General features: G+C 34.3%; 28 protein-coding genes and 1 tRNA gene. 16 read left to right on the forward strand and 13 right to left on the reverse strand.

Annotated elements, in window-relative coordinates; translation table 11 throughout:
• Positions 1-6: 6 nt before the first annotated feature.
• Positions 7-1,215, reverse strand: coding sequence for an ABC transporter permease (locus ACWGOQ_RS05805; protein ID WP_452056069.1), 1,209 nt, complete (start codon positions 1,213-1,215; stop codon positions 7-9).
• Between the two features lie 99 nt (positions 1,216-1,314).
• Positions 1,315-1,707, reverse strand: a complete 393-nt coding sequence (gene rbfA / locus ACWGOQ_RS05810) for a 30S ribosome-binding factor RbfA (RefSeq protein WP_452056068.1) — start codon at positions 1,705-1,707, stop codon at positions 1,315-1,317.
• A gap of 202 nt (positions 1,708-1,909) precedes the next feature.
• On the opposite strand from rbfA, the gene mce reads away from it, so the two are divergent.
• Together mce and ACWGOQ_RS05820 are read left to right on the forward strand one after the other, a co-directional pair.
• On the forward strand, positions 1,910-2,311 hold the full coding sequence (gene mce / locus ACWGOQ_RS05815) for a methylmalonyl-CoA epimerase (protein WP_452056481.1): 402 nt from the start codon (positions 1,910-1,912) through the stop codon (positions 2,309-2,311).
• Positions 2,312-2,367: 56 nt separating this feature from the next.
• Positions 2,368-2,441 (forward strand) — tRNA-Ile (locus ACWGOQ_RS05820).
• Positions 2,442-2,501: 60 nt separating this feature from the next.
• Here ACWGOQ_RS05820 and ACWGOQ_RS05825 read toward each other — a convergent pair.
• The gene (locus ACWGOQ_RS05825; protein ID WP_452056067.1) at positions 2,502-3,017 is read right to left on the reverse strand and encodes a LytR/AlgR family response regulator transcription factor; all 516 of its coding nucleotides are present in this window, start codon (positions 3,015-3,017) and stop codon (positions 2,502-2,504) included.
• A 221-nt stretch (positions 3,018-3,238) separates the two neighbouring features.
• On the opposite strand from ACWGOQ_RS05825, the gene ACWGOQ_RS05830 reads away from it, so the two are divergent.
• Positions 3,239-3,364, forward strand: a complete 126-nt coding sequence (locus ACWGOQ_RS05830) for a T9SS type A sorting domain-containing protein (protein ID WP_452056480.1) — start codon at positions 3,239-3,241, stop codon at positions 3,362-3,364.
• 237 nt (positions 3,365-3,601) lie between these two features.
• Here ACWGOQ_RS05830 and ACWGOQ_RS05835 read toward each other — a convergent pair whose 3' ends face one another.
• Positions 3,602-4,636: a zinc-binding metallopeptidase family protein gene (locus tag ACWGOQ_RS05835; RefSeq protein ID WP_452056066.1), complete on the reverse strand. Its 1,035-nt coding sequence runs from the start codon at positions 4,634-4,636 to the stop codon at positions 3,602-3,604.
• Positions 4,637-5,144: 508 nt separating this feature from the next.
• Here ACWGOQ_RS05835 and ACWGOQ_RS05840 point away from each other — a divergent pair.
• Complete coding sequence (locus ACWGOQ_RS05840; RefSeq protein WP_452056065.1) at positions 5,145-5,318, forward strand: hypothetical protein; 174 nt, start codon at positions 5,145-5,147, stop codon at positions 5,316-5,318.
• A 16-nt stretch (positions 5,319-5,334) separates the two neighbouring features.
• On the opposite strand, the gene ACWGOQ_RS05845 is transcribed toward ACWGOQ_RS05840, so the two are convergent.
• Entirely contained in the window at positions 5,335-5,922 is a 588-nt protein-coding gene (locus ACWGOQ_RS05845) for a riboflavin synthase (protein ID WP_452056064.1), read from the reverse strand.
• Between the two features lie 85 nt (positions 5,923-6,007).
• Here ACWGOQ_RS05845 and pdxA point away from each other — a divergent pair, with 85 nt between their 5' ends.
• The 10 genes from pdxA (at position 6,008) to ACWGOQ_RS05895 (ending at position 14,799) form a co-directional block, all read left to right on the forward strand.
• A complete protein-coding gene (pdxA, locus tag ACWGOQ_RS05850) occupies positions 6,008-7,081 on the forward strand; it encodes a 4-hydroxythreonine-4-phosphate dehydrogenase PdxA (RefSeq protein ID WP_452056063.1) in 1,074 nt (357 codons plus the stop codon).
• A gap of 254 nt (positions 7,082-7,335) precedes the next feature.
• Positions 7,336-7,875, forward strand: a complete 540-nt coding sequence (locus ACWGOQ_RS05855; protein ID WP_452056062.1) for a YceD family protein — start codon at positions 7,336-7,338, stop codon at positions 7,873-7,875.
• A gap of 10 nt (positions 7,876-7,885) precedes the next feature.
• Complete coding sequence (rpmF, locus tag ACWGOQ_RS05860; protein ID WP_027394691.1) at positions 7,886-8,083, forward strand: 50S ribosomal protein L32; 198 nt, start codon at positions 7,886-7,888, stop codon at positions 8,081-8,083.
• Positions 8,084-8,343: 260 nt separating this feature from the next.
• Positions 8,344-9,339, forward strand: a complete 996-nt coding sequence (locus ACWGOQ_RS05865; RefSeq protein WP_452056061.1) for a beta-ketoacyl-ACP synthase III — start codon at positions 8,344-8,346, stop codon at positions 9,337-9,339.
• Positions 9,340-9,367: 28 nt separating this feature from the next.
• Complete coding sequence (gene accB, locus ACWGOQ_RS05870; RefSeq protein ID WP_452056060.1) at positions 9,368-9,856, forward strand: acetyl-CoA carboxylase biotin carboxyl carrier protein; 489 nt, start codon at positions 9,368-9,370, stop codon at positions 9,854-9,856.
• A 90-nt stretch (positions 9,857-9,946) separates the two neighbouring features.
• A complete protein-coding gene (gene accC, locus ACWGOQ_RS05875; protein WP_452056059.1) occupies positions 9,947-11,299 on the forward strand; it encodes an acetyl-CoA carboxylase biotin carboxylase subunit in 1,353 nt (450 codons plus the stop codon).
• A gap of 52 nt (positions 11,300-11,351) precedes the next feature.
• A complete protein-coding gene (locus ACWGOQ_RS05880) occupies positions 11,352-12,464 on the forward strand; it encodes an NAD(P)/FAD-dependent oxidoreductase (RefSeq protein ID WP_452056479.1) in 1,113 nt (370 codons plus the stop codon).
• Between the two features lie 16 nt (positions 12,465-12,480).
• Entirely contained in the window at positions 12,481-13,155 is a 675-nt protein-coding gene (gene mtgA / locus ACWGOQ_RS05885) for a monofunctional biosynthetic peptidoglycan transglycosylase (protein WP_452056058.1), read from the forward strand.
• 84 nt (positions 13,156-13,239) lie between these two features.
• Entirely contained in the window at positions 13,240-13,692 is a 453-nt protein-coding gene (locus tag ACWGOQ_RS05890; protein WP_452056057.1) for a GreA/GreB family elongation factor, read from the forward strand.
• A gap of 174 nt (positions 13,693-13,866) precedes the next feature.
• Positions 13,867-14,799, forward strand: a complete 933-nt coding sequence (locus ACWGOQ_RS05895; RefSeq protein ID WP_452056056.1) for an alpha/beta fold hydrolase — start codon at positions 13,867-13,869, stop codon at positions 14,797-14,799.
• Positions 14,800-14,803: 4 nt separating this feature from the next.
• On the opposite strand, the gene ACWGOQ_RS05900 is transcribed toward ACWGOQ_RS05895, so the two are convergent.
• Positions 14,804-15,157, reverse strand: a complete 354-nt coding sequence (locus ACWGOQ_RS05900; RefSeq protein WP_452056055.1) for a hypothetical protein — start codon at positions 15,155-15,157, stop codon at positions 14,804-14,806.
• Between the two features lie 60 nt (positions 15,158-15,217).
• On the reverse strand, positions 15,218-16,903 hold the full coding sequence (gene recJ, locus ACWGOQ_RS05905; protein WP_452056054.1) for a single-stranded-DNA-specific exonuclease RecJ: 1,686 nt from the start codon (positions 16,901-16,903) through the stop codon (positions 15,218-15,220).
• A gap of 131 nt (positions 16,904-17,034) precedes the next feature.
• On the opposite strand from recJ, the gene ACWGOQ_RS05910 reads away from it, so the two are divergent.
• Positions 17,035-17,625: a carboxymuconolactone decarboxylase family protein gene (locus tag ACWGOQ_RS05910; protein ID WP_452056053.1), complete on the forward strand. Its 591-nt coding sequence runs from the start codon at positions 17,035-17,037 to the stop codon at positions 17,623-17,625.
• Between the two features lie 111 nt (positions 17,626-17,736).
• Here the strand turns inward: ACWGOQ_RS05910 and ACWGOQ_RS05915 are convergent, their stop codons facing one another.
• From ACWGOQ_RS05915 to ACWGOQ_RS05935, 5 genes are all read right to left on the reverse strand, one after another.
• A complete protein-coding gene (locus ACWGOQ_RS05915; protein ID WP_452056052.1) occupies positions 17,737-18,390 on the reverse strand; it encodes a response regulator in 654 nt (217 codons plus the stop codon).
• A gap of 27 nt (positions 18,391-18,417) precedes the next feature.
• Positions 18,418-19,200 carry a sensor histidine kinase gene (locus ACWGOQ_RS05920; protein WP_452056051.1) on the reverse strand — a complete coding sequence of 261 codons (783 nt, stop codon included), beginning with the start codon at positions 19,198-19,200 and terminating at the stop codon, positions 18,418-18,420.
• Positions 19,176-19,826, reverse strand: coding sequence for a hypothetical protein (locus ACWGOQ_RS05925; protein WP_452056050.1), 651 nt, complete (start codon positions 19,824-19,826; stop codon positions 19,176-19,178). The genes ACWGOQ_RS05920 and ACWGOQ_RS05925 overlap by 25 nt, the downstream gene beginning before the upstream one ends.
• A gap of 19 nt (positions 19,827-19,845) precedes the next feature.
• Entirely contained in the window at positions 19,846-20,628 is a 783-nt protein-coding gene (locus tag ACWGOQ_RS05930; RefSeq protein WP_452056049.1) for a hypothetical protein, read from the reverse strand.
• Positions 20,629-20,915: 287 nt separating this feature from the next.
• Positions 20,916-21,650: a M50 family metallopeptidase gene (locus ACWGOQ_RS05935; protein ID WP_458202511.1), complete on the reverse strand. Its 735-nt coding sequence runs from the start codon at positions 21,648-21,650 to the stop codon at positions 20,916-20,918.
• A gap of 36 nt (positions 21,651-21,686) precedes the next feature.
• On the opposite strand from ACWGOQ_RS05935, the gene ACWGOQ_RS05940 reads away from it, so the two are divergent.
• Positions 21,687-22,073, forward strand: coding sequence for a hypothetical protein (locus ACWGOQ_RS05940; RefSeq protein WP_452056048.1), 387 nt, complete (start codon positions 21,687-21,689; stop codon positions 22,071-22,073).
• Here the strand turns inward: ACWGOQ_RS05940 and ACWGOQ_RS05945 are convergent.
• On the reverse strand, positions 22,035-22,613 hold the full coding sequence (locus tag ACWGOQ_RS05945; RefSeq protein WP_452056047.1) for a uracil-DNA glycosylase family protein: 579 nt from the start codon (positions 22,611-22,613) through the stop codon (positions 22,035-22,037). The two genes, ACWGOQ_RS05940 and ACWGOQ_RS05945, sit on opposite strands and share 39 nt — an antisense overlap.
• Position 22,614 lies beyond the last annotated feature (1 nt).

Consider the following 22,614-nt stretch of genomic DNA (forward strand, 5'->3'; position numbering starts at 1 on the left):
CATGGATTAATAAAAACTCACCAATTTCTGATTAATTCTGCTAGATGCTAGTAATGAAGCCACAATACCTATGACAGTAATTGTGAGAAACACTAGTATAAAGCTTACTACAGTAATCTTGGTAGGATACGGTAACGAAGGTGTAATCATCAACAATCCAAACTGCTGTTGGCATATGATTACTACAAAACCTAAAAGAAGCCCGAGTAGTGTTCCCAAAATTGTCATCAATGATCCTTGAAATAAGAAAATTGCTCTAATTTTTGGCAAGGGAGCTCCCAAATTGTGTAGTGTCTTAATATTATTTTTTTTATCAATGATCATCATAATAATTGCTCCTGCCACATTGAAAAGAGCAATGATTGCGATCAAAGTTATCACCAAATACGATGCTAAATTCTCTGTATTTAGCATTTTATATAATGTATCATTGAGTTGTATCCGGTTTTTTATAATCACTTGATCCTGAAAAAGTCTATTCAATTGCTCTTTGACATCATCTTCGTCGACATCTGGTGACAACTTTAGCTCTATATTGGTAACAAATCCTATAGGTATTTTTAATAATTCCCTTGCCAATCCGATCGTAGAAAAAACGTATTTTTTATCCAGATCTTCATTTACGGTATAAATTCCAGTATTAACAGCGGTTTTTTTTCTAAATGCTTTCGAGGGGTCTTTAGGAATTCCTTTACCCGGTTTAGGAACATATATGTTTAAGAAATTGGTGTATATCTGTTCAACTCCCATACCCAATTCTCTACTTACACCAAACCCCGCAACTACCTGCGAATCATTGTCAGTTAACCATTCTCCAACAGCTATAATACTATCAGTCTGGATTACATCTTTATAATTAGCATCAACGCCTTTTAAAAATCCGGTTTTTTGTTTGTCTTTAAACTCGAGAAATACGCGCTCTTCTATAATCTCAGAAAAACTAACCACTCCTTCTAAAGTAGCTAATTTTTCTTTTTGAGCATCCGTAAAAGCAAAAGTTTTACCACTAGATGGAAAAAGCTTAAGATCAGGATCAAAATAAGTCGAGAACTGAAGACTAAAATCCTTTAGCCCAGCAAACCCGCACAATACTAAAAACAACGACATTGCACCAATGACTACACCAGCAGCTGCAATACCAGTTATAATGTTAATTGCATTACTGCTACCAGGAGAAAATAAATACCGCTTAGCGATGTAATAGGAAAATTTCAAATCGTTAAATACCGAATCTCAATAAATTTAATTTTGGAATAAAGATAAAAGATTAAATAGATTATCTAATCTTTATTATGTGTCAAACCCAATAAAACTTCACTTCTTTTTACGACGCGGCAGTAAATCAGGATTTTGAATAGGATTTTCTTTACCCTTTATGGCTTTGTCAATATTATCTATATACTCCAAAGAATCATCTATAAAATATGACAACTCTGGCATACGACGAAGTTGATTTTTCGTTCGTTGTGCTACCTGATGTTTTATTTGCGATTTTACCGCATTGACCTCATCTAATACTCTTTCGCCTTCTCCATGAGGGAAAACGCTCATATATACTTTCGCAATTGATAAATCTGTAGTTACACTTACTTTAGTAACGGAAACTAAAATCCCTTGCACTCCAGCTTCACGTAACGCATGTTGTATTACATCTGCAACATCACGCTGTAATACTCCACCTATTTTTTTCTGTCTGTTTGTTTCCATAACTGCAAAAATAGCTAAATATGTTATGTATTGATTTTCTTTTATTATAAAAATCCTTTGCTGAGACCTATTTTGTACTTTTACTTCCAAAGTCATAACAATCTGTCATGAAATAAGTCATAAAAGTTATGGTTTATATTTTCAAAATGATTCAAGGCAAATTACAGAATAATAAAAACAATAAAATTAACAGATGAATCCTATTAATAAAATAGAACATATCGGAATTGCAGTAAAGGATATTGATCAGGCCAACACATTATATGAGCATCTGTTAGGTGTTCCTGCATACAAACAAGAGGTTGTAGAAAGCGAAGCGGTCATCACTTCTTTTTTCAAAGTAGGAGAAAATAAAATAGAGTTAGTTGCCAGCACTAGAGAAGATGGTCCTATTGGAAAATTTATTTCCAAAAAAGGAGAAGGTATCCATCATATTGCTTTTGATGTGGATGATATCGAAAAAGAGTTGGAACGATTGGAAAAAGAAGGCTTTCAATTAATTAATAAAACTCCAAAAAAAGGAGCTGATAATAAGCTTGTTGCCTTCGTACATCCTAAAACCACCAATGGTGTTTTGGTAGAGCTTTGTCAGGAGATAAATTAAATGATAAAAATATTTGGCGTGTTTATAGCAATTACTTAAATTTGCCCTCCGTTTTAGGTCCCATAGCTCAGCTGGTTAGAGCATTTGACTCATAATCAAAGGGTCCTTGGTTCGAGCCCAAGTGGGACCACCGAAAAGCCTTAGTGAAAACTAGGGCTTTTTTTGTTTAATACGACAAAACCAATCAAGCTTATTTCAAAAATTTGGTTAAATTTTGTTTATAAACACTCCCGACGGGAATAAATATGTCATTAATTTTCACACGATTCCCTTCGATAAAATTAATTTTTCCAACAGCGATTATATAGGAACGATGAATTCGTATAAAAAGATTATTAGGAAGTTTATTTTCAAAATTTGTTAATCTATCTAACGAAACAATGGTTTTATCTTTCAAATGAATTTTCACATAACTACCGATACTCTCCAAGTATAAAATACCATCTAGTGATACTTGATGCGTTTTCTTATCTCCTTTAATAAATATACGTTCTTGATGATTACTTGCAGAGTTAGATGAAGCTTTGGTAGTAATCTCCAATTCACTTTTGTTTTTAGAAGTCTCCAATAGTTTTTTTTGTTGAGCTGCCTTGTTAACAGCTTTTAAAAAACGTTCAAAACTAAAAGGTTTAAGTAAATAATCCTGAATAGCTAGTTCATACCCTTCCATGGCATATTCCTGATATGCTGAAGTAATAATAATCAAAGGAGGATTGTCTAACGTTCTTAAAAAATCTAAAATTCAGCAAGTATAGATTTCAGACAGGCAACAGAATACGTTTTAGCCCTGGTTTTAGAGCCACTACCGGCGCTTATTTTAGGGCGTCTATACAATCACACAAGCACTGTGTCCAGTTGCCCACAAACAAAGATAGCCTCAACATTGATAACTTCTGAAAAACTACCGCCAAATACTATAGAAAAGAAATAGTAGTATTCCCAAACCCTTTTCAGGATCAAGTCACATTTCAGTATACTTTGAACAAGGCGGACTTGGTAAAATTATCTCTCTATGATATATCAGGAAAACCAATAGCGGTTATTATAAATTAAACAGCGCAATCAAAGAGTAGTCATGAAGTGAATTTTGACAGTGGAATACTAAAAAATGCATTATATATCAATTAAAAATTGGTGAAATTGAAAAAAGCGGACACTTATTAAAACAGTAATATGCACAATCTGGATAAGTTATATACAACAAAGTCGCCACAAAATCTCACTGGCGACTTTTATCCTGATTAGGTTGCAGTTATTTTAAAAATAAATATTCTAATCACTATTTCTAAACTATGTTGTAGACGTGTATGTACTGAGAGCCTCATGAATAAAATTTAATTTTTTAACGACTGGTTCGGGGATTATAAATGGATAGATATCGGATAAGCCCATAGATCTATTCAAACTATTTCCTGCACAAGTCAATTTAACACCCCAGTCTAAAATTTCTTCAAAGCTGGTTAATGTATAAGGATTTGGACATACCACATAAGATGTTTTTTCGTTATTCATTAAGCCGATCCCTGAAAAATGAGCGGTTTCTAAAGCATCCAGAAGATGAAGATAATGTGCCCAGGTTTCCGCCCAATCTTCCCAGGAATGAGACGATGCATATTTACTTATAAAAAAATGATTCCAATCCGAAGTAGCTCCATTTTTATAATGAGCCTCTAACGATTGTTGATAATCTTTTCGCTCATCTCCGAATATTGATCTATACTTTTCAATATTGGATTGGTGTATGATTATCGGCCAATAATAATGCCCTATTTCATGTCTAAAATGACCAATCAGAGTTCTATACGGTTCTGACATTTGTTTACGAATCTGTTCTCGCTCTATAGAATCAGCTTCTTCTAAGAGTATCGTAATCACTCCATCATTATGACCAGTAACCAAACCTTCTGAATTACCTGTGGAAAGGAAATTAAATAGAAGTCCTTTTGGATAGAGATCTGTCTCTTTATGAAAGCTTAGTCCCAAACGTGACAATTGATAAAGCAATCTACGTTTAGCGGCTTCTAATCGTTTCCATTTTTCGAGGTTGTCACGATCATTAACATCAGGAATAATCTGAGTAGTATTACAAGACTTACAAAAGGTATCATTTTGATATTCGGTAACCCAATTACATACAGATATATGAAAGTTCTTACAGCATTTTGCAAACCCCGTGGTATGAGTGGTTGATTGTGATATTATCCCATCGATAAGCACAAATTCAGAACTTTTAAAATCAAAACCTACTGAGCTTTGACAATTTCTACACATAGTATTTTCAAAATATAATAAGGATGAACAATTCGGACAGCTGAAAATTTTCATGGAGGTTTTGTGGATTTTTAAGTACGTAATTGCTTCTATCAAAGTTAATATAAAACAAATAGATTGACGTTATATAATTCACCTTTATAATTGTAATAAACTGAACTTAGCGGAGAAAGTTGGTGCTCTATAAAAAACATGTTTCCGGAGGTTTGTTATGGTCTTGGCTACTTTGTTCTGCAGATATTACAAACTCAACAGAAAATGATTAACTTATACGATTACATGAATTCACTTCTAAAGCGATCTTTTACGTGTAGAAGAGAGTTCTATGTTTTTAGCGTTATAAAAACAGTACTTATTAGTAAAAGAACAGTATCATTTTTCGAGTTTTAACACCTGATAATCAGATGGGTAGCATTTTTTTGTTAATAAAATATGATAAAATATTTTTTTTAATAGAGACTCTCATTTTAAATTTGCACGATCAGCACTTTACATTCTGGCGTGTTTTTTGGGGAAAGAACAGCAGTGATGATAGAGGGAATACAAATCAAAACCTGTGATTATGCAGTATAAAGTAATTGATACCAAAAGTCAACATTTTGGCAAAGTTTTGGATTTCAAATCGTGCGCCAATTCTGGTGATTTAGGAGGTGTAATTTTAAAAATAGATGAAGAGTCTTTTTCTTTATTTCGATTTAATGAAGTAGAAAAAATTGATACGATTTTGGCCAGTTAAAGATATTATAGTTTAACTACTCTAATTCCGTAATTCTTTTCACATATTTACCAATTACATCAAACTCTAAATTTACCTTAGTGCCCAGATTGAAAGTACTGAAATTAGTGTGCTTATAAGTATAAGGAATTATCGCTACCCTAAATTCGTGTTTTTGCGAATTCACCACGGTAAGGCTTACTCCATTAACCGTAACCGAGCCTTTTTCTATGGTAATATTATTTAACGAAGGATCATATTCAAAAGTAAAGTACCAACTTCCATCTGCCTCTTTAATCGCAGTACAAATAGCAGTCTGATCCACGTGACCTTGTACGATATGGCCATCCAGCCGAGCGCCTAGTTTCATACCGCGTTCTAAATTGACGACCTGTCCTTCTTTGAGATATTTTAGATTTGTCTTGTCCAAAGTCTCCTTAATTGCTGTTACAACATACCTGTCTTCCTGAATTGAAACCACCGTTAGACATACTCCATTATGAGCCACACTTTGATCAATTTTTAACTCAGGAGTAAAATTCGCGTGAATCGTTATATCCAAATTCTCCTGATCCATTTTTAGGTTCGTAACCGTTCCTAATTCTTCAATGATTCCTGTAAACATAAATGCGAATTATTTAGTTAAATTTGTGACCTTATAATTTGTGATCTGTTTTTAGATTTCAAAAATACTTATAAAGTAAGTTATAATGAAGAAAGAAGAAAAAATAAGATTAGGAATATCGATTGGTGACCTAAATGGTATTGGAAGTGAAGTAGTATTAAAAACGTTCGAGGATCCTCGTATGCTGGATTTTTGTACTCCTGTGATCTTTGCATCTGTAAAGATTCTTTCTTTTCTTAAAAAACAATATACTATTACTATGAATTTTCACGGCATTGATAAAACCTCTCAAATTCTGGATGGTAAAGTAAATGTCCTAAATGTATGGAAAGAAGGAGTAGATATTAATTTTGGACAAGAAGATGAAAAAGCCGGATCGTATGCCATCAAATCCTTAAAAGCCGCTACCAACGCATTAAAAAATGACGAAATAGATGTCTTGGTAACAGCTCCGATTAACAAACATAGCATACAATCCGAAGATTTTAATTTTCCCGGACACACTGATTACTTAGATCAAGAGCTAGAAGGGAATAGCTTAATGTTTATGATCACCGAAACGCTAAAGGTAGGTCTGCTAACAGATCATGTCGCAGTAAAAGATATTGCTGATACAATTACACCAGAACTAATTGAAGAAAAAATAGATACAATTTATACGGCTCTAAAACAAGACTTTGGAATTAGTAAACCAAAAATAGCAGTTTTAGGAATCAACCCGCATAGTGGTGACAATGGTGTAATTGGTAAGGAAGATGAAGAGGTATTAAAGCCTACGATTACAAAGATAAATGAATCGGGTAAATTAGTTTATGGACCGTATGCTGCAGATAGTTTTTTTGGTTCAGATGGTTACAAAGCTTTTGATGCGATTGTTGCGGCCTATCATGATCAGGGACTAATCCCTTTTAAAACATTGTCTTTTGGAAAAGGCGTCAATTATACCGCAGGTTTAAATAAAGTACGTACGTCTCCTGATCACGGGACAGCCTTCGAAATTGCAGGAAAAAACAAAGCTGATAATGGATCATTTAAAGAAGCTGTTTTTGCTTCTTTGAGGATTTTTAAAAATAGACAAGAATATAGTGAGCTTACCAAAAACCCTCTAAAAAAACAGCCTAGGAAACCTCAGTTTAAAGGAAACAGAGAAAAACAATAAATATTCGAAAATCAAAATTGAAGTTGTAAACTAGACAACTATTGAGTTAAATTTCGTTTTACAAACATGTATAAATAAAACGTAAGCTACAAATCATAGAAATAAAGCCTTCTGGTTTGAATCCATATAGCTTTATCGGACAAAAGTCTAAGTTTCTGATATAATTTTATTTACAAAAATGCATTCATAACGATTTTTTGTTATCTTTGCACCCGCCTTTGCCAAATTGGCAAGGACTCGAAACTGATGATGAAATGAAACCACAAAAAGAGTTTACCATCCCTTTTGTTGGACTGAAGCAAGGATTACACAATTTTGAGTATCAAATTGGCAATACGTTCTTTGAACATTTTGAGTATGACGATTTTAATGCATCTGCAGTAAACGTTGACCTTGAGTTTAACAAGAAAACCACGATGTTAGAACTTCGTTTTAAGGCTAATGGTACTGTAAATGTAAATTGCGATGTTACGAATGAGCCTTTTGATTTACCTATTAAAAATGAATTCTTTTTAGTGGTTAAGTTCGGAGAAGAGTACAACAATGAAAACGAAGAAATTCTTATTATTCCCTATGGAGAATATGAAATTAACGTTCAGCAATATATTTATGAGCTTATAGTTTTGGGAGTACCTTCTAAACGGGTTCATCCAGGAGTTGAAGACGGAACATTAGAATCAGATATACTGGAAAAACTAGAAGAATTAAGTCCGAAAGAAAAAACATTAGAAAATGACAACGAGGAAATTGATCCTCGATGGAATAAATTAAAAAACTTATTAAACGATAAATAATAGCTAAGCAATGGCACATCCTAAGAGAAAAATCTCCAAAACGAGAAGAGATAAGAGAAGAACACATTATAAAGCTACTGTACCACAAATAGCAACAGATCCTACAACAGGAGAAGCACATTTATACCACAGAGCACATTGGTTTGAAGGTAAATTATATTACCGTGGTCAAGTAATTATAGACAATACTGAAGAAGAAGTTGCGTAGGCATACTGTTAAAATTCTATAGAGAACTCTCACAAATGTGAGAGTTTTTTTGTTTTTAGTTGAATATGTGTCAAAATCCAATTATTTTGCGCCATATTTGCAAGTAATTTAGTAATTTCCACCACTTTTTACATTTTCGTGTAACAAGTCTGGGAATAGCGTAAGCAATTTATTGATGCTAATTCCTGTAGTACAAGCATTAGCAAATTCCATCTTAAACTTATGAAAATAAGTTTTTCAGATGAAACTAAAATCAAGATATGAGTAAAATCACAGCCGCTATCACAGCTGTAGGCGCTTATGTGCCAGACTATGTGTTATCTAATGAGATATTAGCAACCATGGTTGATACAAACGATGAATGGATCACCACTCGTACTGGTATTAAAGAGAGAAGGATACTAAAAGAAGAAGGAAAAGGAAGTTCCTTTTTAGGTATAAAAGCAGCAGAAGATTTAATTGCCAAAAAAAATCTCGATCCCACAGAGATTGACATGGTTATCTTCGCTACAGCAACTCCCGATCTTCCAGTTGCCGCAACCGCGGCGTATGCGGCCTCAGAAATAGGAGCCGTGAATGCCTTTTCCTATGACTTACAAGCAGCTTGTTCTAGTTTTTTATACGGCATGTCTACTGCAGCAAGCTACATAGAAGCAGGTAGATACAAAAAAATATTATTGATTGGAGCAGATAAAATGTCCTCAATAATTGATTATACGGACCGCACGACATGTATCATTTTTGGTGATGGTGGTGGAGCTGTTCTTTTTGAACCTAATGAAGAAGGATTGGGACTGCAGGATGAATATTTACGTACCGATGGTGTAGGACGAGAGTTTCTGAAAATTGAAGCCGGTGGATCCATCTTACCTCCATCCGAAGAAACAGTAGCAAATAGACAACATTTTGTTAAGCAAGACGGGAAATCCGTTTTCAAATATGCTGTTTCTAATATGGCAGACGCCAGCACCAAAATATTGGAACGTAATAATATGACAGGAGAAGATGTTGACTGGCTAATCGCACATCAAGCTAATAAGCGCATTATTGACGCTACAGCCAACAGAATGAATCTTGAAGAGAATAAAGTTCTTATGAATATTCATAGATATGGTAATACTACCTCAGCTACATTACCATTGTTATTAAGTGATTACGAAAAACAACTCAAAAAAGGGGATAACATAGTATTTGCCTCATTCGGTGGAGGCTTTACTTGGGGGTCAATTTTCTTAAAATGGGCCTATAATTCCTAAACAACTAAAACACACAATACCCAACATTATGGATTTAAAAGAAATTCAGAATTTAATCAAATTCGTGGCCAAATCTGGGGCCAGCGAAGTGAAGTTAGAGATGGAAGATGTAAAAATCACAATCAGAACAACTTCAGAAGAAAACAAAGAAACAACTATTGTACAACAGATTCCGATGAATACTGCCGTTACTCCCCAACCAGTAGCACCAGTACAACCCACAGAGTCAACAACCGCCACTCCTGCTGCAGATACATCTGCAGAAGACAATTCAAAATACATTACTATAAAATCCCCTATTATAGGAACACTTTATAGAAAACCAGCACCGGACAAGCCAACTTTTGTAGAAGTGGGTGATACCATCAAAGAAGGAGATGTACTTTGTATCATCGAAGCGATGAAACTTTTTAACGAAATCGAAAGTGAAGTTTCAGGTAAAATCGTAAAAATATTAGCAGATGATAATTCTCCTATAGAATTTGATCAGCCTTTATTTTTAATAGACCCATCATAACCCAATTTTAAGATTCCAATTGACAAATCCCAAAATCCATTACGCTGGAATTTGGAACATGGAATTTGAGACTTTTAAATTTAGAACGTTATGTTTAAAAAAATTCTAATTGCCAATAGAGGTGAGATTGCAATGCGTGTAATCAGAACCTGCAAAGAAATGGGTATAAAAACTGTAGCGGTTTATTCTACTGCAGATGCTGAGAGTTTACATGTGCGTTTCGCGGATGAAGCAGTATGTATTGGACCGGCTCCCAGTAGTGAATCCTATCTAAAAATGTCCAATATTATTGCAGCTGCAGAAATCACAAATGCAGATGCTATTCACCCAGGATACGGATTTTTATCAGAAAATGCCAAATTTTCCAAAATTTGTGAAGAACATGAAATAAAATTTATAGGTGCTAGTGCAGAGATGATTGAAAAAATGGGAGATAAAGCGACAGCAAAATCTACCATGATTGAAGCTGGCGTACCCTGTGTGCCAGGCAGTGAAGGTATAATTCCAGACTTTGATACTTGTATTAAAGTAGCTAAAGAAACTGGATATCCAGTCATGCTAAAAGCTAGTGCAGGTGGTGGTGGAAAAGGTATGCGTGCTGTTTGGAAACAAGAAGACCTGCAACATGCTTGGGAATCTGCAAGACAAGAAAGTAAAGCAGCCTTTGGTAATGATGATATGTACATGGAGAAACTTATCGAAGAACCTCGTCATATCGAAATTCAAATTGTAGGAGATAGTAACGGTAGGGCATGCCATTTATCAGAAAGAGATTGCTCTGTACAACGAAGACATCAAAAATTAACTGAAGAGACACCTTCTCCTTTCATGACTGATGAATTGAGAGATAAAATGGGTGAAGCAGCGGTTAAAGCAGCAGAATATATTAAATATGAAGGTGCTGGAACTGTAGAATTTTTAGTTGATAAGCACAGGAATTTCTACTTTATGGAAATGAATACCCGTATTCAGGTAGAACATCCAATTACAGAACAAGTAGTAGATTATGATTTGATCAGAGAACAAATATTGGTAGCTGCGGGAGTACCTATTTCTGGTAAAAATTATTATCCACAACTACACTCTATTGAATGTAGAATCAATGCCGAAGATCCTTATAAGGATTTCCGTCCCTCTCCAGGTAAAATAACAAATTTACATCTTCCTGGTGGACACGGCGTTCGTATTGATACTCATGTATATAGCGGCTATATCATTCCACCTAATTACGACTCTATGATTGCTAAGTTAATCACTACAGCGCAAACGCGAGAGGAGGCTATTAATAAAATGAAAAGAGCCCTTGATGAATTCGTAGTAGAAGGAATCAAAACAACTGTTCCATTCCATAGACAATTAATGGATCATCCGGATTATGTTTCCGGAAATTATACCACCAAATTTATGGAGGATTTCACAATGGAAGAACCGAAGGAAGACTAATCAATATATAAGCCTCTTTAATGGAGGCTTTTTTTATGACTTTAGCATACATATGTACTTAAGCTATTGGGAATATAAAACCTGGTTATCTAATATCGATTTCACGATTATCGGTAGCGGAATTGTTGGGCTAAACAGTGCTCTTCGTTTAAGAGAAAAATTTCCTAAAGCTAAAATTCTTGTGCTGGAACGAGGAATTCTTCCTAATGGCGCCAGTACTAAAAATGCAGGTTTCGCTTGTTTTGGGAGTTTATCAGAAATTCTTGATGACCTTAATAAACATACTGAAGAAGAGGTTTTACAATTAATACAAAAAAGAAACATTGGTCTTCAATTATTACGAAAAAAACTAGGAGATTCTACTATTGATTATATTCCTTTTGGCGGTTACGAGCTTTTTACAAAAAATGATGAGAGCTTGTATGAAACCTGTCTTTCTAAAATTGATGAGATCAATACATTATTAAAACCTACTTTTAAAGATAATGTATTTCTGAAAAAGGAAAATATTTTCAACTTTAAAAACATCCAATCTAACTATATCGTAAACCAGTTCGAAGGACAAATTGATACCGGTAAAATGATGGATACGTTATTATATAAGGTTCAGGCTTCTGGTATCAAAATATTGAACAACTGTAAGGTAGATGAAATTACTGACTCCGCTACTTCCGTAGAAATAAAAACAGAGCATTTTACTTTGGTATCGAATAAAGTTCTGATTGCTACTAACGGATTTGCTTCGCAATTAGGTCTTGAAAATGTAAAACCTGCTCGAGCACAGGTATTGATTACCAAACCCATCGAAAACCTACATATTAGAGGAACTTTTCATTTGGATAGAGGGTATTATTATTTTAGAAATATCGATAATAGAATCCTTTTTGGTGGAGGAAGAAATCTGGATTTTAAAACAGAAGAAACTACCATATTACATCAAACCAAATTAGTACAACAAAACCTAGAAGAGATTTTACAAACTGTGATTTTACCAAATGTAGATTTTGAAATTGAGCATCGTTGGAGTGGAATTATGGGTGTTGGAGATCAAAAAAAATCCATTATCAAGCAAATTTCTAATAACGTATGCTGCGGCGTAAGACTGGGAGGAATGGGGGTTGCCATCGGAAGTCTTGTTGGCACAGAATTAGCTGATCTTTTATAGATCGTTAACTTTGATTATGAAAAAAATCTTTCGCTTTGTAGGTAAAAGCATTTTTACTTTCCTAATACTAAGTATTTTGTGGGTAGTCGCCTATAAATGGATCAATGTTTCTGGAACTCCTTTAATGAGTATTAGGAATTTTCAATCTGAAAAGAAAATTACCGTGGATCATCAGTGGGTTCCTTTAAACGATATTTCTAAAAACTTACAACTAGCGGTTATCTGTAGTGAGGATCAACGATTTATAGAACATCACGGTTTTGACACCAAAGCAATAGAAAAAGCTATTTCGGCATATCAGTCTGGCAAACGGTTGAGAGGAGCCAGTACGATCTCACAACAAACCGCAAAAAATGTATTTTTATGGCCACAACGCAGTTGGATTCGTAAGGGGTTAGAAAGTTATTTCACTTTTTTGATAGAAACTTTTTGGAGTAAAGAACGTATTCTGGAAGTTTATCTAAACAGTATAGAAATGGGAAATGGTATTTATGGTGCAGAAGCTGCTGCACAGTTTTGGTTTTATAAACCATCAAAAGATCTTCAACCTGACGAAGCAGCCGCCATAGCCTCTATACTACCAAATCCAAGAAAATATCTAGCCAATCCTCCATCAAAATATGTTCAACAAAGAAAGAAATGGATTCTTCAGCAAATGCGCAATTATGGAGCTTTTTCTTTCTCAAAGTAAAAAACCCTTACACGGCAGACAGTTCGTTCAATGATTTGTACAATCATCTATGTTATCCTATCTTGAAATCGTAAATATATTTTTTTGAAAAATCTTAAAGTAGTATTATACAACCATTGTAAGCAATTCGTACAAAATCGTTTTGATCGTATAGAGAACAGAATTGCCAGTATACAAGAGTCGCTATCGTCTGAAACAAAAAGTACAGCAGGTGACAAACATGAAACCGGAAGGGCTATGCTTCAATTAGAAAGAGAGAAAGCAGGTGCACAATTATCCGAAGTACAAAAATTACAAGAGATCTTATCTAAAATTGACATCGTCGCTAATTCTGAAGTCGTACGACTTGGAAGTATTGTGGAGACCTCTACTGTAAATTATTTTTTGTGCATTTCCGTTGGAAAAATAATTAATGATCACCAAACATATTTTGCTATCGCAGTCAATACACCTATAGGAAAACTGTTATTAGGTAAGAAAGCTGGAGATTGTTTTAGTTTTAACGGCAATGAAATTATAATAGAACGTATTCTGTAATCAAAACGTGAGCCTTGCCTTAAGAAGATTTTGATAAAAATTAAAATATTAAAAGCCTCTTAGTACATAAATTAAATTCTATAATCATAAAAAGAAGTATCAGAAATTTAGTAAATGTAATAGTTTAAAAAAATCATTTTAAGTAAATTGCTGGCTCACAAATTATCATTCTAAATGAAGAAGCTTTCTTTACTACTTCTAATCGGAGTATTCGTTTTTGGGTGTAAACCATATCAAAACACCAAAATCCGAAAAGGTCAGATGACCTATGAAGAATTTAGAGCAGCACAACGATCTTTTCCTACAGAGGATGGCATTATTAAATACATTGACCAAGGAAACGGGCCAGCGATCGTATTGCTTCATGGTGTGCCTACCTCTGGTTGGTTATATCGAAAAATGATTGATCCACTAGTTGCTGGAGGGTATCGAGTAATCGTTCCTGATATGTTAGGATATGGTTCTAGTGATTCTCCCGAAGGATATAAAATTTATAGTGAAGAAGAGCATGCTAAAAGACTTCTTGCTTTAATGGATGCATTAGGTATTGAATATTGGTCTCATGTTATGCACGATGCAGGTGGTGTCTGGACCTGGGAGCTTTTTAATCAAGCCCCTAAAAGAATTGAAGAATTAATTGTGCTAAATACACTGTTATACGAAGAAGGATTTTATCCACCGATACGATTTAGTCCTGGTCCTGCAGCCAAAGCTGCTATGTGGTCCTATCGTAATGGCGTTACAACCAATACCTTATTGAAAACTTTATTTAAAGAGGGATTAAAAGAAAATACATTAAATGAAATAGATGTAGAAGGATATAAAACTCCTTTATTAGAAGGAAAAACTGACGGAATGTATTACTTCTTTACCAGAACCTGTAATTATTTTCCCGACTATTCATTAGTTTTTGAAAGTATTGATATTCCAGTTGCTGTAATCTGGGGAATTCACGATACTATGCTACAGTGGACCCCACAACAAACCAAAGTGACAAATGCGCTTAAAATTGATGAAGCAGATATTCATTTCATAGATGAAAAACACTTCATTCAGGAAACTAAAGCAGAAGAAATATCCTATAAAATCCTTGATTTTCTTAAATAGTATCTTAATTAAGACCAGAACTTGTTACCCAGTGCTGTAATTCTATTCTAAAAATAGTACCACGTATTAATTCCTGTACCAGTTCCAATTCTTCTTTACTTATGGCAAGGTCAATCTTATCTGATGGTGTTCTAAGCAATAGGGATCTACAGCTTTGGTGATTTGTACATTGATCGCAGCATTGTGACTGCTCTGTAATTTTACAAGCATCAGAAAAATCTTTTAGTTCATTTAGCGTAAGTAAAAAACCAATATCTCTAAATACCATTTGAATCTTTGGTAAATTAATTGAATGTTGTTGCTTCCAGAAAAAAGATATCCCAATTTTATTACTATAAATTTTATCAATTGCGTTCATTCTGAATCATATTTGACTCAAAAGTATTAATTATTTATAATTAATCTAAATAAAAATAGGTTAAATTATGTCTTTAAGTTTTAATTGTAGCGATACACTACCATTCCATTCATTTTCATCCATTGTGTAGGCGATCTTGAAATGTTGGCCTTCTGTTATTAAATCATGTTTTGAACCCAGATTAAAACCTATTGCATTAATCTCTAATCCGTTTTTCTGTATTTTACATTTCAGATGCTTTTCATCAGCTCCCACGCATTTTGCATATCCCGTATCTTTTACATTTTCGGTCATAAATACTGGAGTCATATTTCCCGGGCCAAATGGCGCGAATTGTTTTAGAATCCTAAAGAATTTTGGGGTGATCTGATCGAGCTCTAGTGTTGTATCAATTAAGACCTCTGGGATCAATAATTTTTTATCTATAGTTGCTAAGACGACTTCTTCGAACTTGTGTTTAAATGCTTCATACTGTTCTTCTTTCAACGTTAATCCAGCAGCATATTTATGACCTCCAAACTGTTCTATATATTCAGAGCAGGCATCTAACGCGTTATACACATCAAATCCTTTTACAGATCGTGCAGAAGCAGCTAGTGCTGAGCCACTTTTTGTAAAAACCAACGTAGGGCGATAATATGTTTCGATAAGTCGGGATGCTACAATTCCGATTACCCCTTTATGCCAGTTCTCGTTATATACTACTGTAGTACCTCGTTCTTCTTCGGCATTCTGAGTTATTTGTGCCAAAGCTTCTTTAGTGATACTCTTATCTGCATCTTTTCGGTCACTATTATACGTTTCAATTTCTGAAGCGTATCGCAATGCAGTTTCAGGATCTTCTTCTTTAAGTAAGTTTACCGCATGTAATCCATGCTTCATCCTACCAGCTGCATTAATTCTTGGTGCCAGAACAAACACTACATCTGTAATCGTTAAGGTCTCCTTGTTTACTTTTGAAAGCATCGCTTTAAAACCTGTTCTGGGATTTTGATTGATTACTTGTAAACCATAATAGGCAAGTACCCGATTCTCTCCTGTCATCGGAACAATATCAGCAGCAATCGCAGTGGCAACTAAGTCCAAATAAGGTAACAAATCACCAATAGATTGATCCTTTTTAGAAGCAATTGCTTGTACTAATTTAAACCCAACTCCACAGCCACATAATTCTTTATAAGGATAGTTACAGTCCTCACGTTTGGGATCTAAAACTGCCACTGCATCTGGAATACTGTTTCCGGGTCTATGGTGATCACAGATGATGAAATCAACTCCTTTTTCTTTTGCATAGGCAACCTTCTCTATAGCTTTGATTCCACAATCCAGTGCGATAATTAAAGAAATATCATTATCTGATGCATAATCAATTCCCTGATAAGAGACACCGTATCCTTCTTTATAGCGATCCGGAATATAGGTGGTCACTTGTGGAGATAAAGTTTCTAGGTAAGAGGATAACAAAGCTACCGAAGTGGTTCCGTCCACATCATAATCTCCATATATCATCAGATTTTCTCCATTAGACACTGCTTTCTCTATTCTGGAAACAGCATTTCTCATATCCTTCATTAAAAAAGGGTCGTGTAGATCATCCAACGCAGGCCGGAAGAACTTTTTAGCCTGATCATAAGTTTCAATTCCTCTTTGAACTAATAAAGATGCGATGATAACATCTACTTGTAGCGCTTTTGCTAAGTTTTTGATTATTGAAGCATCAGATTTTGGTTTTAAGGTCCATCTCATAAGTATTGTCCTTCCGAAATTATTTAAAAAATCCAAAGTACAAAAAACATCCCTACTCCTCTTGATTTGATATTAGTTTTGTATTTTGGTTTGTTTTAATTGAAATTAACTCAAAAAAATTACTCATACATATGCCACTAGTAAGACCTTTATCCGCTGATCATGATCCAGAAACCAAGGAGTTGGCTGAATTCTTTAATGAAACCTTAGGATTTTGTCCTAATTCAGTTTTGACGATGCAGCGTAGACCTGCCATTTCTAAAGCATTTATCAATCTTAACAAAGCAGTTATGGCCAACGAAGGACGGGTAACCTCTGCTTTAAAACGAATGATTGCCTGGGTAAGTAGCAACGCAACGGGCTGCAGATATTGCCAGGCTCACGCAATTCGAGCGGCAGAGCGTTATGGAGCAGAACAAGAGCAACTGGATAATATCTGGGAATACAAAACACATGCAGCTTTTAGCGATGCTGAACGTGCTGCACTCGATTTTTCTCTTGCTGCATCCTTGGTACCTAATTTAGTCGATGAAGCAATTAAAGAAAAGCTTTATAAATATTGGAATGAGGGCGAAATCGTAGAAATGCTTGGGGTGATTTCTCTATTTGGATACTTGAACCGTTGGAATGATTCTATGGGAACCTCTGTAGAAGATGGGGCTATTGAATCCGGAGAAAAGTATTTGGGCAAACACGGTTGGGAAAAAGGGAAACACGTTTAGGATTTACCGGAGAGTTGGATTTTTAAAATATTGTAATAATTAGATCCTTAAAATACTAGGAAAAGACCTGTTAGTGAGCCTTGGCAGACTGATAGGTCTTTTTTTGAATTTTTAAATAGCAATAATCTTTTCTCGCACAGCTTTAATAATCAATCCGGCTGTATTTTTTACTTCTAGTTTCGTCATTAAATTTTTGCGGTGCCCTTCTATGGTTCGTACACTTAAAAATAGTTCCTCGGCAATTTCTGCAGTGGTGTATTCTTTAGTAACTAATTCTAATACCTCCATTTCTCTCGATGTTAGATGGTAATCTCTACCTATCACAGGAGGCTTGGCGGATTTATTCTTCAATCCTTTTAATAATGCCTGCGACACAAAAGGATTAAAATAAAATCCCTTTTCGCATACCGATCGTATCGCATCTTCTAACTCTTGTCCATTGGTGTCTTTAAGAAGATATCCATTCGCACCAACTTCCATTAAATAGGTGATCATCCGTTCTTCTTTATGCATCGTGAGTATAATCACCTTCATATCAGGATATAGCTCCTTGATTTTCAATGTTGCATCTACTCCGTTCATTTCTTCCATTTCGAGGTCCAACAATATGACATCAGGAACAATATTATTTAATTTTGCCAGCAGATCTTTTCCGTTAACTGCCTCCAATACGAGTTCAATAGTATTCATTTTGGCCAACAGTGATTTGATGCCTTCCCGAAACAAATTGTGATCGTCGACCAATCCTAGTGTAATAGTTTGCATAATGATCTATTTAGGTTATTAAGAGTGCTATTTTGGTATTTCAAGTTGTACTTTCATACCGGATTTTTCATCAAGAAAGCTAATTGTTCCGGATAATACAGACAATCTACTCTCAATGTTTTTAAGTCCTAGTCCTTTTCTATGATGTAATTGCTTTTTATCAAGACCTTTCCCATTATCTTGGTAGACTATCATCAATTTTTCTTCTTGATTTCTCATTTCAATTTTTATCTCAGAGGCTTCTGCGTGTTTAAGTGTGTTGGTAATTAATTCCTGAATAATTCTGTAAAGGTTTAACTCTTTTGTTTTAACGATACGATGTGCCGTATTATCTATAAAAGAAATGTTTATTTTTCCAGAATCCTGTACCGTTTGTACCAAACTATCAATAGCCTCTATAAGTCCTAGTTTCTCTAATACCACGGGTCTTAAATCTTGAGAAATGCTACGTACACTATGAATCATATCGTCAAAAAAACCACTGATCTTACCAGCGATAGCCGTCAGTTCTTCGGGTGCTAATCCTGGTGTTATTTGTCCAATATACAATTTGGTAGTAGTTAACATGGCGCCTACATCATCGTGTAACTCTTTTGCTATTCTTGCTCTTTCGGCTTCCTGACTTTGGATAGACGTTTTAAGTAACTCTTTCTGATAATCTGATTCTGCTTTTTGATGTTTTTTTTGCTGAGCAAGTAACCTACGTTGGTAAATAATAAAAAACATAATCACTGATAGTGATAGCAGAAAAATCACTACCATACCGATTATGATGATCTTTAGTGTTATAGCTTCTTCGGATTCACCCATAAAGCAATAGTATAAAAAATTGTCAATACCATATTAACTATGGCATGAAGTCCCCAAACCAAATAACTGGCTTCAGTAGACCCTTTGAACATATTATTATTAATAAAAAACAGTATTAAATTACTCGAAAAATAAATCAAAAAACCAGAATTGATCCAAAACATGGGATTTCTTTCTAAAGCACTATATTCTATTTCCTTTAGTAATGTATAAAAATAACTTAGTGCAAGAAATATCACCAAAATACCCAAAAGCGTGGTTACGTTAGAATTAAATGTATTTAAATTTTGAAAAAACAACATATTAATTACTGCAAACACCGTAAAAGCAACACTTATAATACTAAAAAATAGTTTTGAATATATTTTGGACAAAACGGTTCTATAAATGTTAATAATCAATAAAAACTCTATTATCGCATAAAAATGGTACACGGGTAAATTGTTAATTTTTTTATACCATAACAACCTTGTCGTAGTTTCTACTAATACGATACAAAGTACTAGAATAAATAGCTTCCTTTGTGAAGAGTTTAAATATTTAAATCTAAAAACTGAAACCAATAAAGGAAGAAATAGTAGTATAAATGCTACTAAAGTTATATTCTGAAATACTTCTTTACTCATCAGTTTTTAATAAGTCAGTTTATGATTTTGGGCACGTAGGTGGACAGGGCGTTAAGTATTCCACAAAAATTTCTTCATTATCAAACTCTACCACTCCATGTCTTGATATTACTTCAGTTAGCACCTGTTTTTCTGGAACGATGCCTATTACCGGAGTAAATGAAATCATATTTCGATGTTGAAACTTGTTCATATCTACACCTGGGTACATAATAAATCTCGAAATATTATCCTGTAAGGTGGTATTAAAAAGCTCCAACACCCTATCACTACTAACATTAAAAAAATTAACTCTAGTCAATGCTCTTGTTACCTCATCTTTTGCTACAAAAAGATCATCTATCACGTTATCTTCTATGCTATTCCAATTTGCTAAAATCATATCCTTAAAGATACCTGGAACAATAGTTCCTCCTCCATCGTTGACATTTCCGTTTGTAGGGTGTATTGGCACTTTTGGTTTTTGATATGTAGCCTCCAATGTAAACCAGACTTCATTATCCGCACTACCATACTTTATATTTATGATGGGATGAAAAGTGAATTTATGCTTGTCTTCATCTTCCAGGCTCATATAAATTCTAATGCTTTTAATATCCTTAAGGGTATTCAAAGTCTTAATATCATCCGTATTCATTTCAAAACAATTCGTACGAGAATAGTGTCGCGTGGATGTTTTTTTACTACTATTTAATCGTTGAAAATGTCTGGCTAATAAGAGTACTTCTTCTTCCTGCCATCGGGTTATACTATCTGATTGCTCTTTAGAAAGTAATTGCTTTGGAGTTATTGTCTGTTCCATTTGTATGAAAATTTAGTACGTTAAATTGGTTTGTTCCCTTAAAGCTAAGCAAAAAACCTATGTGTAACTACTAATGAATCATTTAACAGGTAATAACCATTAAAAAACACGTATTAACCACGGGTTCAAAATTCCCGCCATTCGCACTTCTTATTCTATGTATAGTTATACCAATACTGAAGAGTCAATATCTTCTGCATACATGAATATTTTAGACATACTCAAAAAACAATAAAAACTAATAAATAAGTTATGTTGGGAATATTCTCTTTCAAGAATTTAGGTTGTTACTTCTTAAAATAATATCGAAAACTCTTCCAAAGTAAATAGATGCTTATTATAATTATAAGAATGGCCCATATCCAATAAGTTCCAATAGTATTTTGAGCAATAGCCTGCGTATCAGAAATCTGAATAACACCATCTCGCTCGAACTGTTTCGTAAACAAATAATCTAACTGAAGATAGGTACTTAATACAGACTGCAAGCCTAAAAACAAAATCACTACTACTTCTAACTTTCTACTTTTGAATAGCGTAATAACGAATAAGAACACTGCAAAACTACTCATAACGGCAACTCCCCAAAAAGACCTGATCCATAAAAGCAACGATAATACCATCACACCTATTAACATCCTAAGTGCGATCATAGAACTTCTATGCGATTTTGCTGACATTATCAATAATGCTCCTACTATTGCAGGACCCAATAAGCCACCTGCCGCCACAAGCGCATTACCAATAAATGGTGACACGTATGTTCCTCCAAGATGATAAAAGGCAACACCACCTCCGTTTTCGTAAATCTCCAAATACTTAAAACTCCCTCCCACCAATAATGCCGTAAGTCCGTGACCCATTTCATGAAACCAAGTTCCTAGTAATATAAAAGGGTATTGAACCCATCCAAAATAAGGTAACTGCCATAATACAATAATGACTATCGCAACAACAATTATAGTATAATCAAAACGTTTTGAGATGGTTGTAGTTTTTAAATGACTTAAAATCTTTAAAATAAATAGATTTCTTCATATCTCACAAAATCCATCTTTATGAATTCTTTGCACACTATTTATCCGTTTATTCTGACTTGCTTTCTAACTATCAGTATATATGGTCAGGAAAAAGTTACAGGACAATCCACTTTTTCGGATAAAAAATCTTTTAGTGATGTTGTTGTAACAAATTCCTTACCAACATCAAAAATGGCGGTTCATGATCCGAATTTTGAATTGGACAAACAAATAAAATATACACTTATCAATGATACAGAGCCTGTAATAATATCGATTTACAAACCATATCTTTCATTAGACAAAACATCTTCTTCTGTAGCTACCATACTATCGAAGAGATCACACAGGAAGGCAAAAATGAAAACAGTTCTTTTAACTAACAAATCAATTTTGGCTGATTGTAGTATGTATTATTTGTTGTAATTGAGGGATAACTTCTTCTTTGTACCAAGGATTTTTAGAGCACCAAAATCTATTTCGAGGGGATGGATGAGGTATTGGAAAAAATCTTGGTAAATATTCCTGATATAACTTTACCGTTTCTGCAAGATTGCGATTGAAATTATTTTTCAAATAATATTTTTGAGCATATTGACCAATTAAAATTGTTAGTTGCAAATTGTTCATTTGATTAAAAATAGAATTATGCCATAAGGGAGCACATTCAGGTCTTGGTGGTAAATCTCCTGTCACTCCTCGTCCGGGATAACAAAACCCCATAGGAATAATTGCAAAATTATCCTTATTGTAAAACTCTTGATCCGATACTCCTAACCAATTCTTCAACCGTTTTCCTCCAGGATCATCCCAAGGAACTCCAGATTTATGAGCGATACTGCCAGGAGCTTGACTAACCAAAGCAATTTTTGAAGTTTTGGTTGCCGTAACTATTGGATTCGCTCCATTTGTTAGATGAGACTCGCAAACTTTGCAAACACTGATTTTAGTTAATAAAGACTGCACG

It is taken from the genome of Aquimarina ulvae (assembly GCF_053613295.3).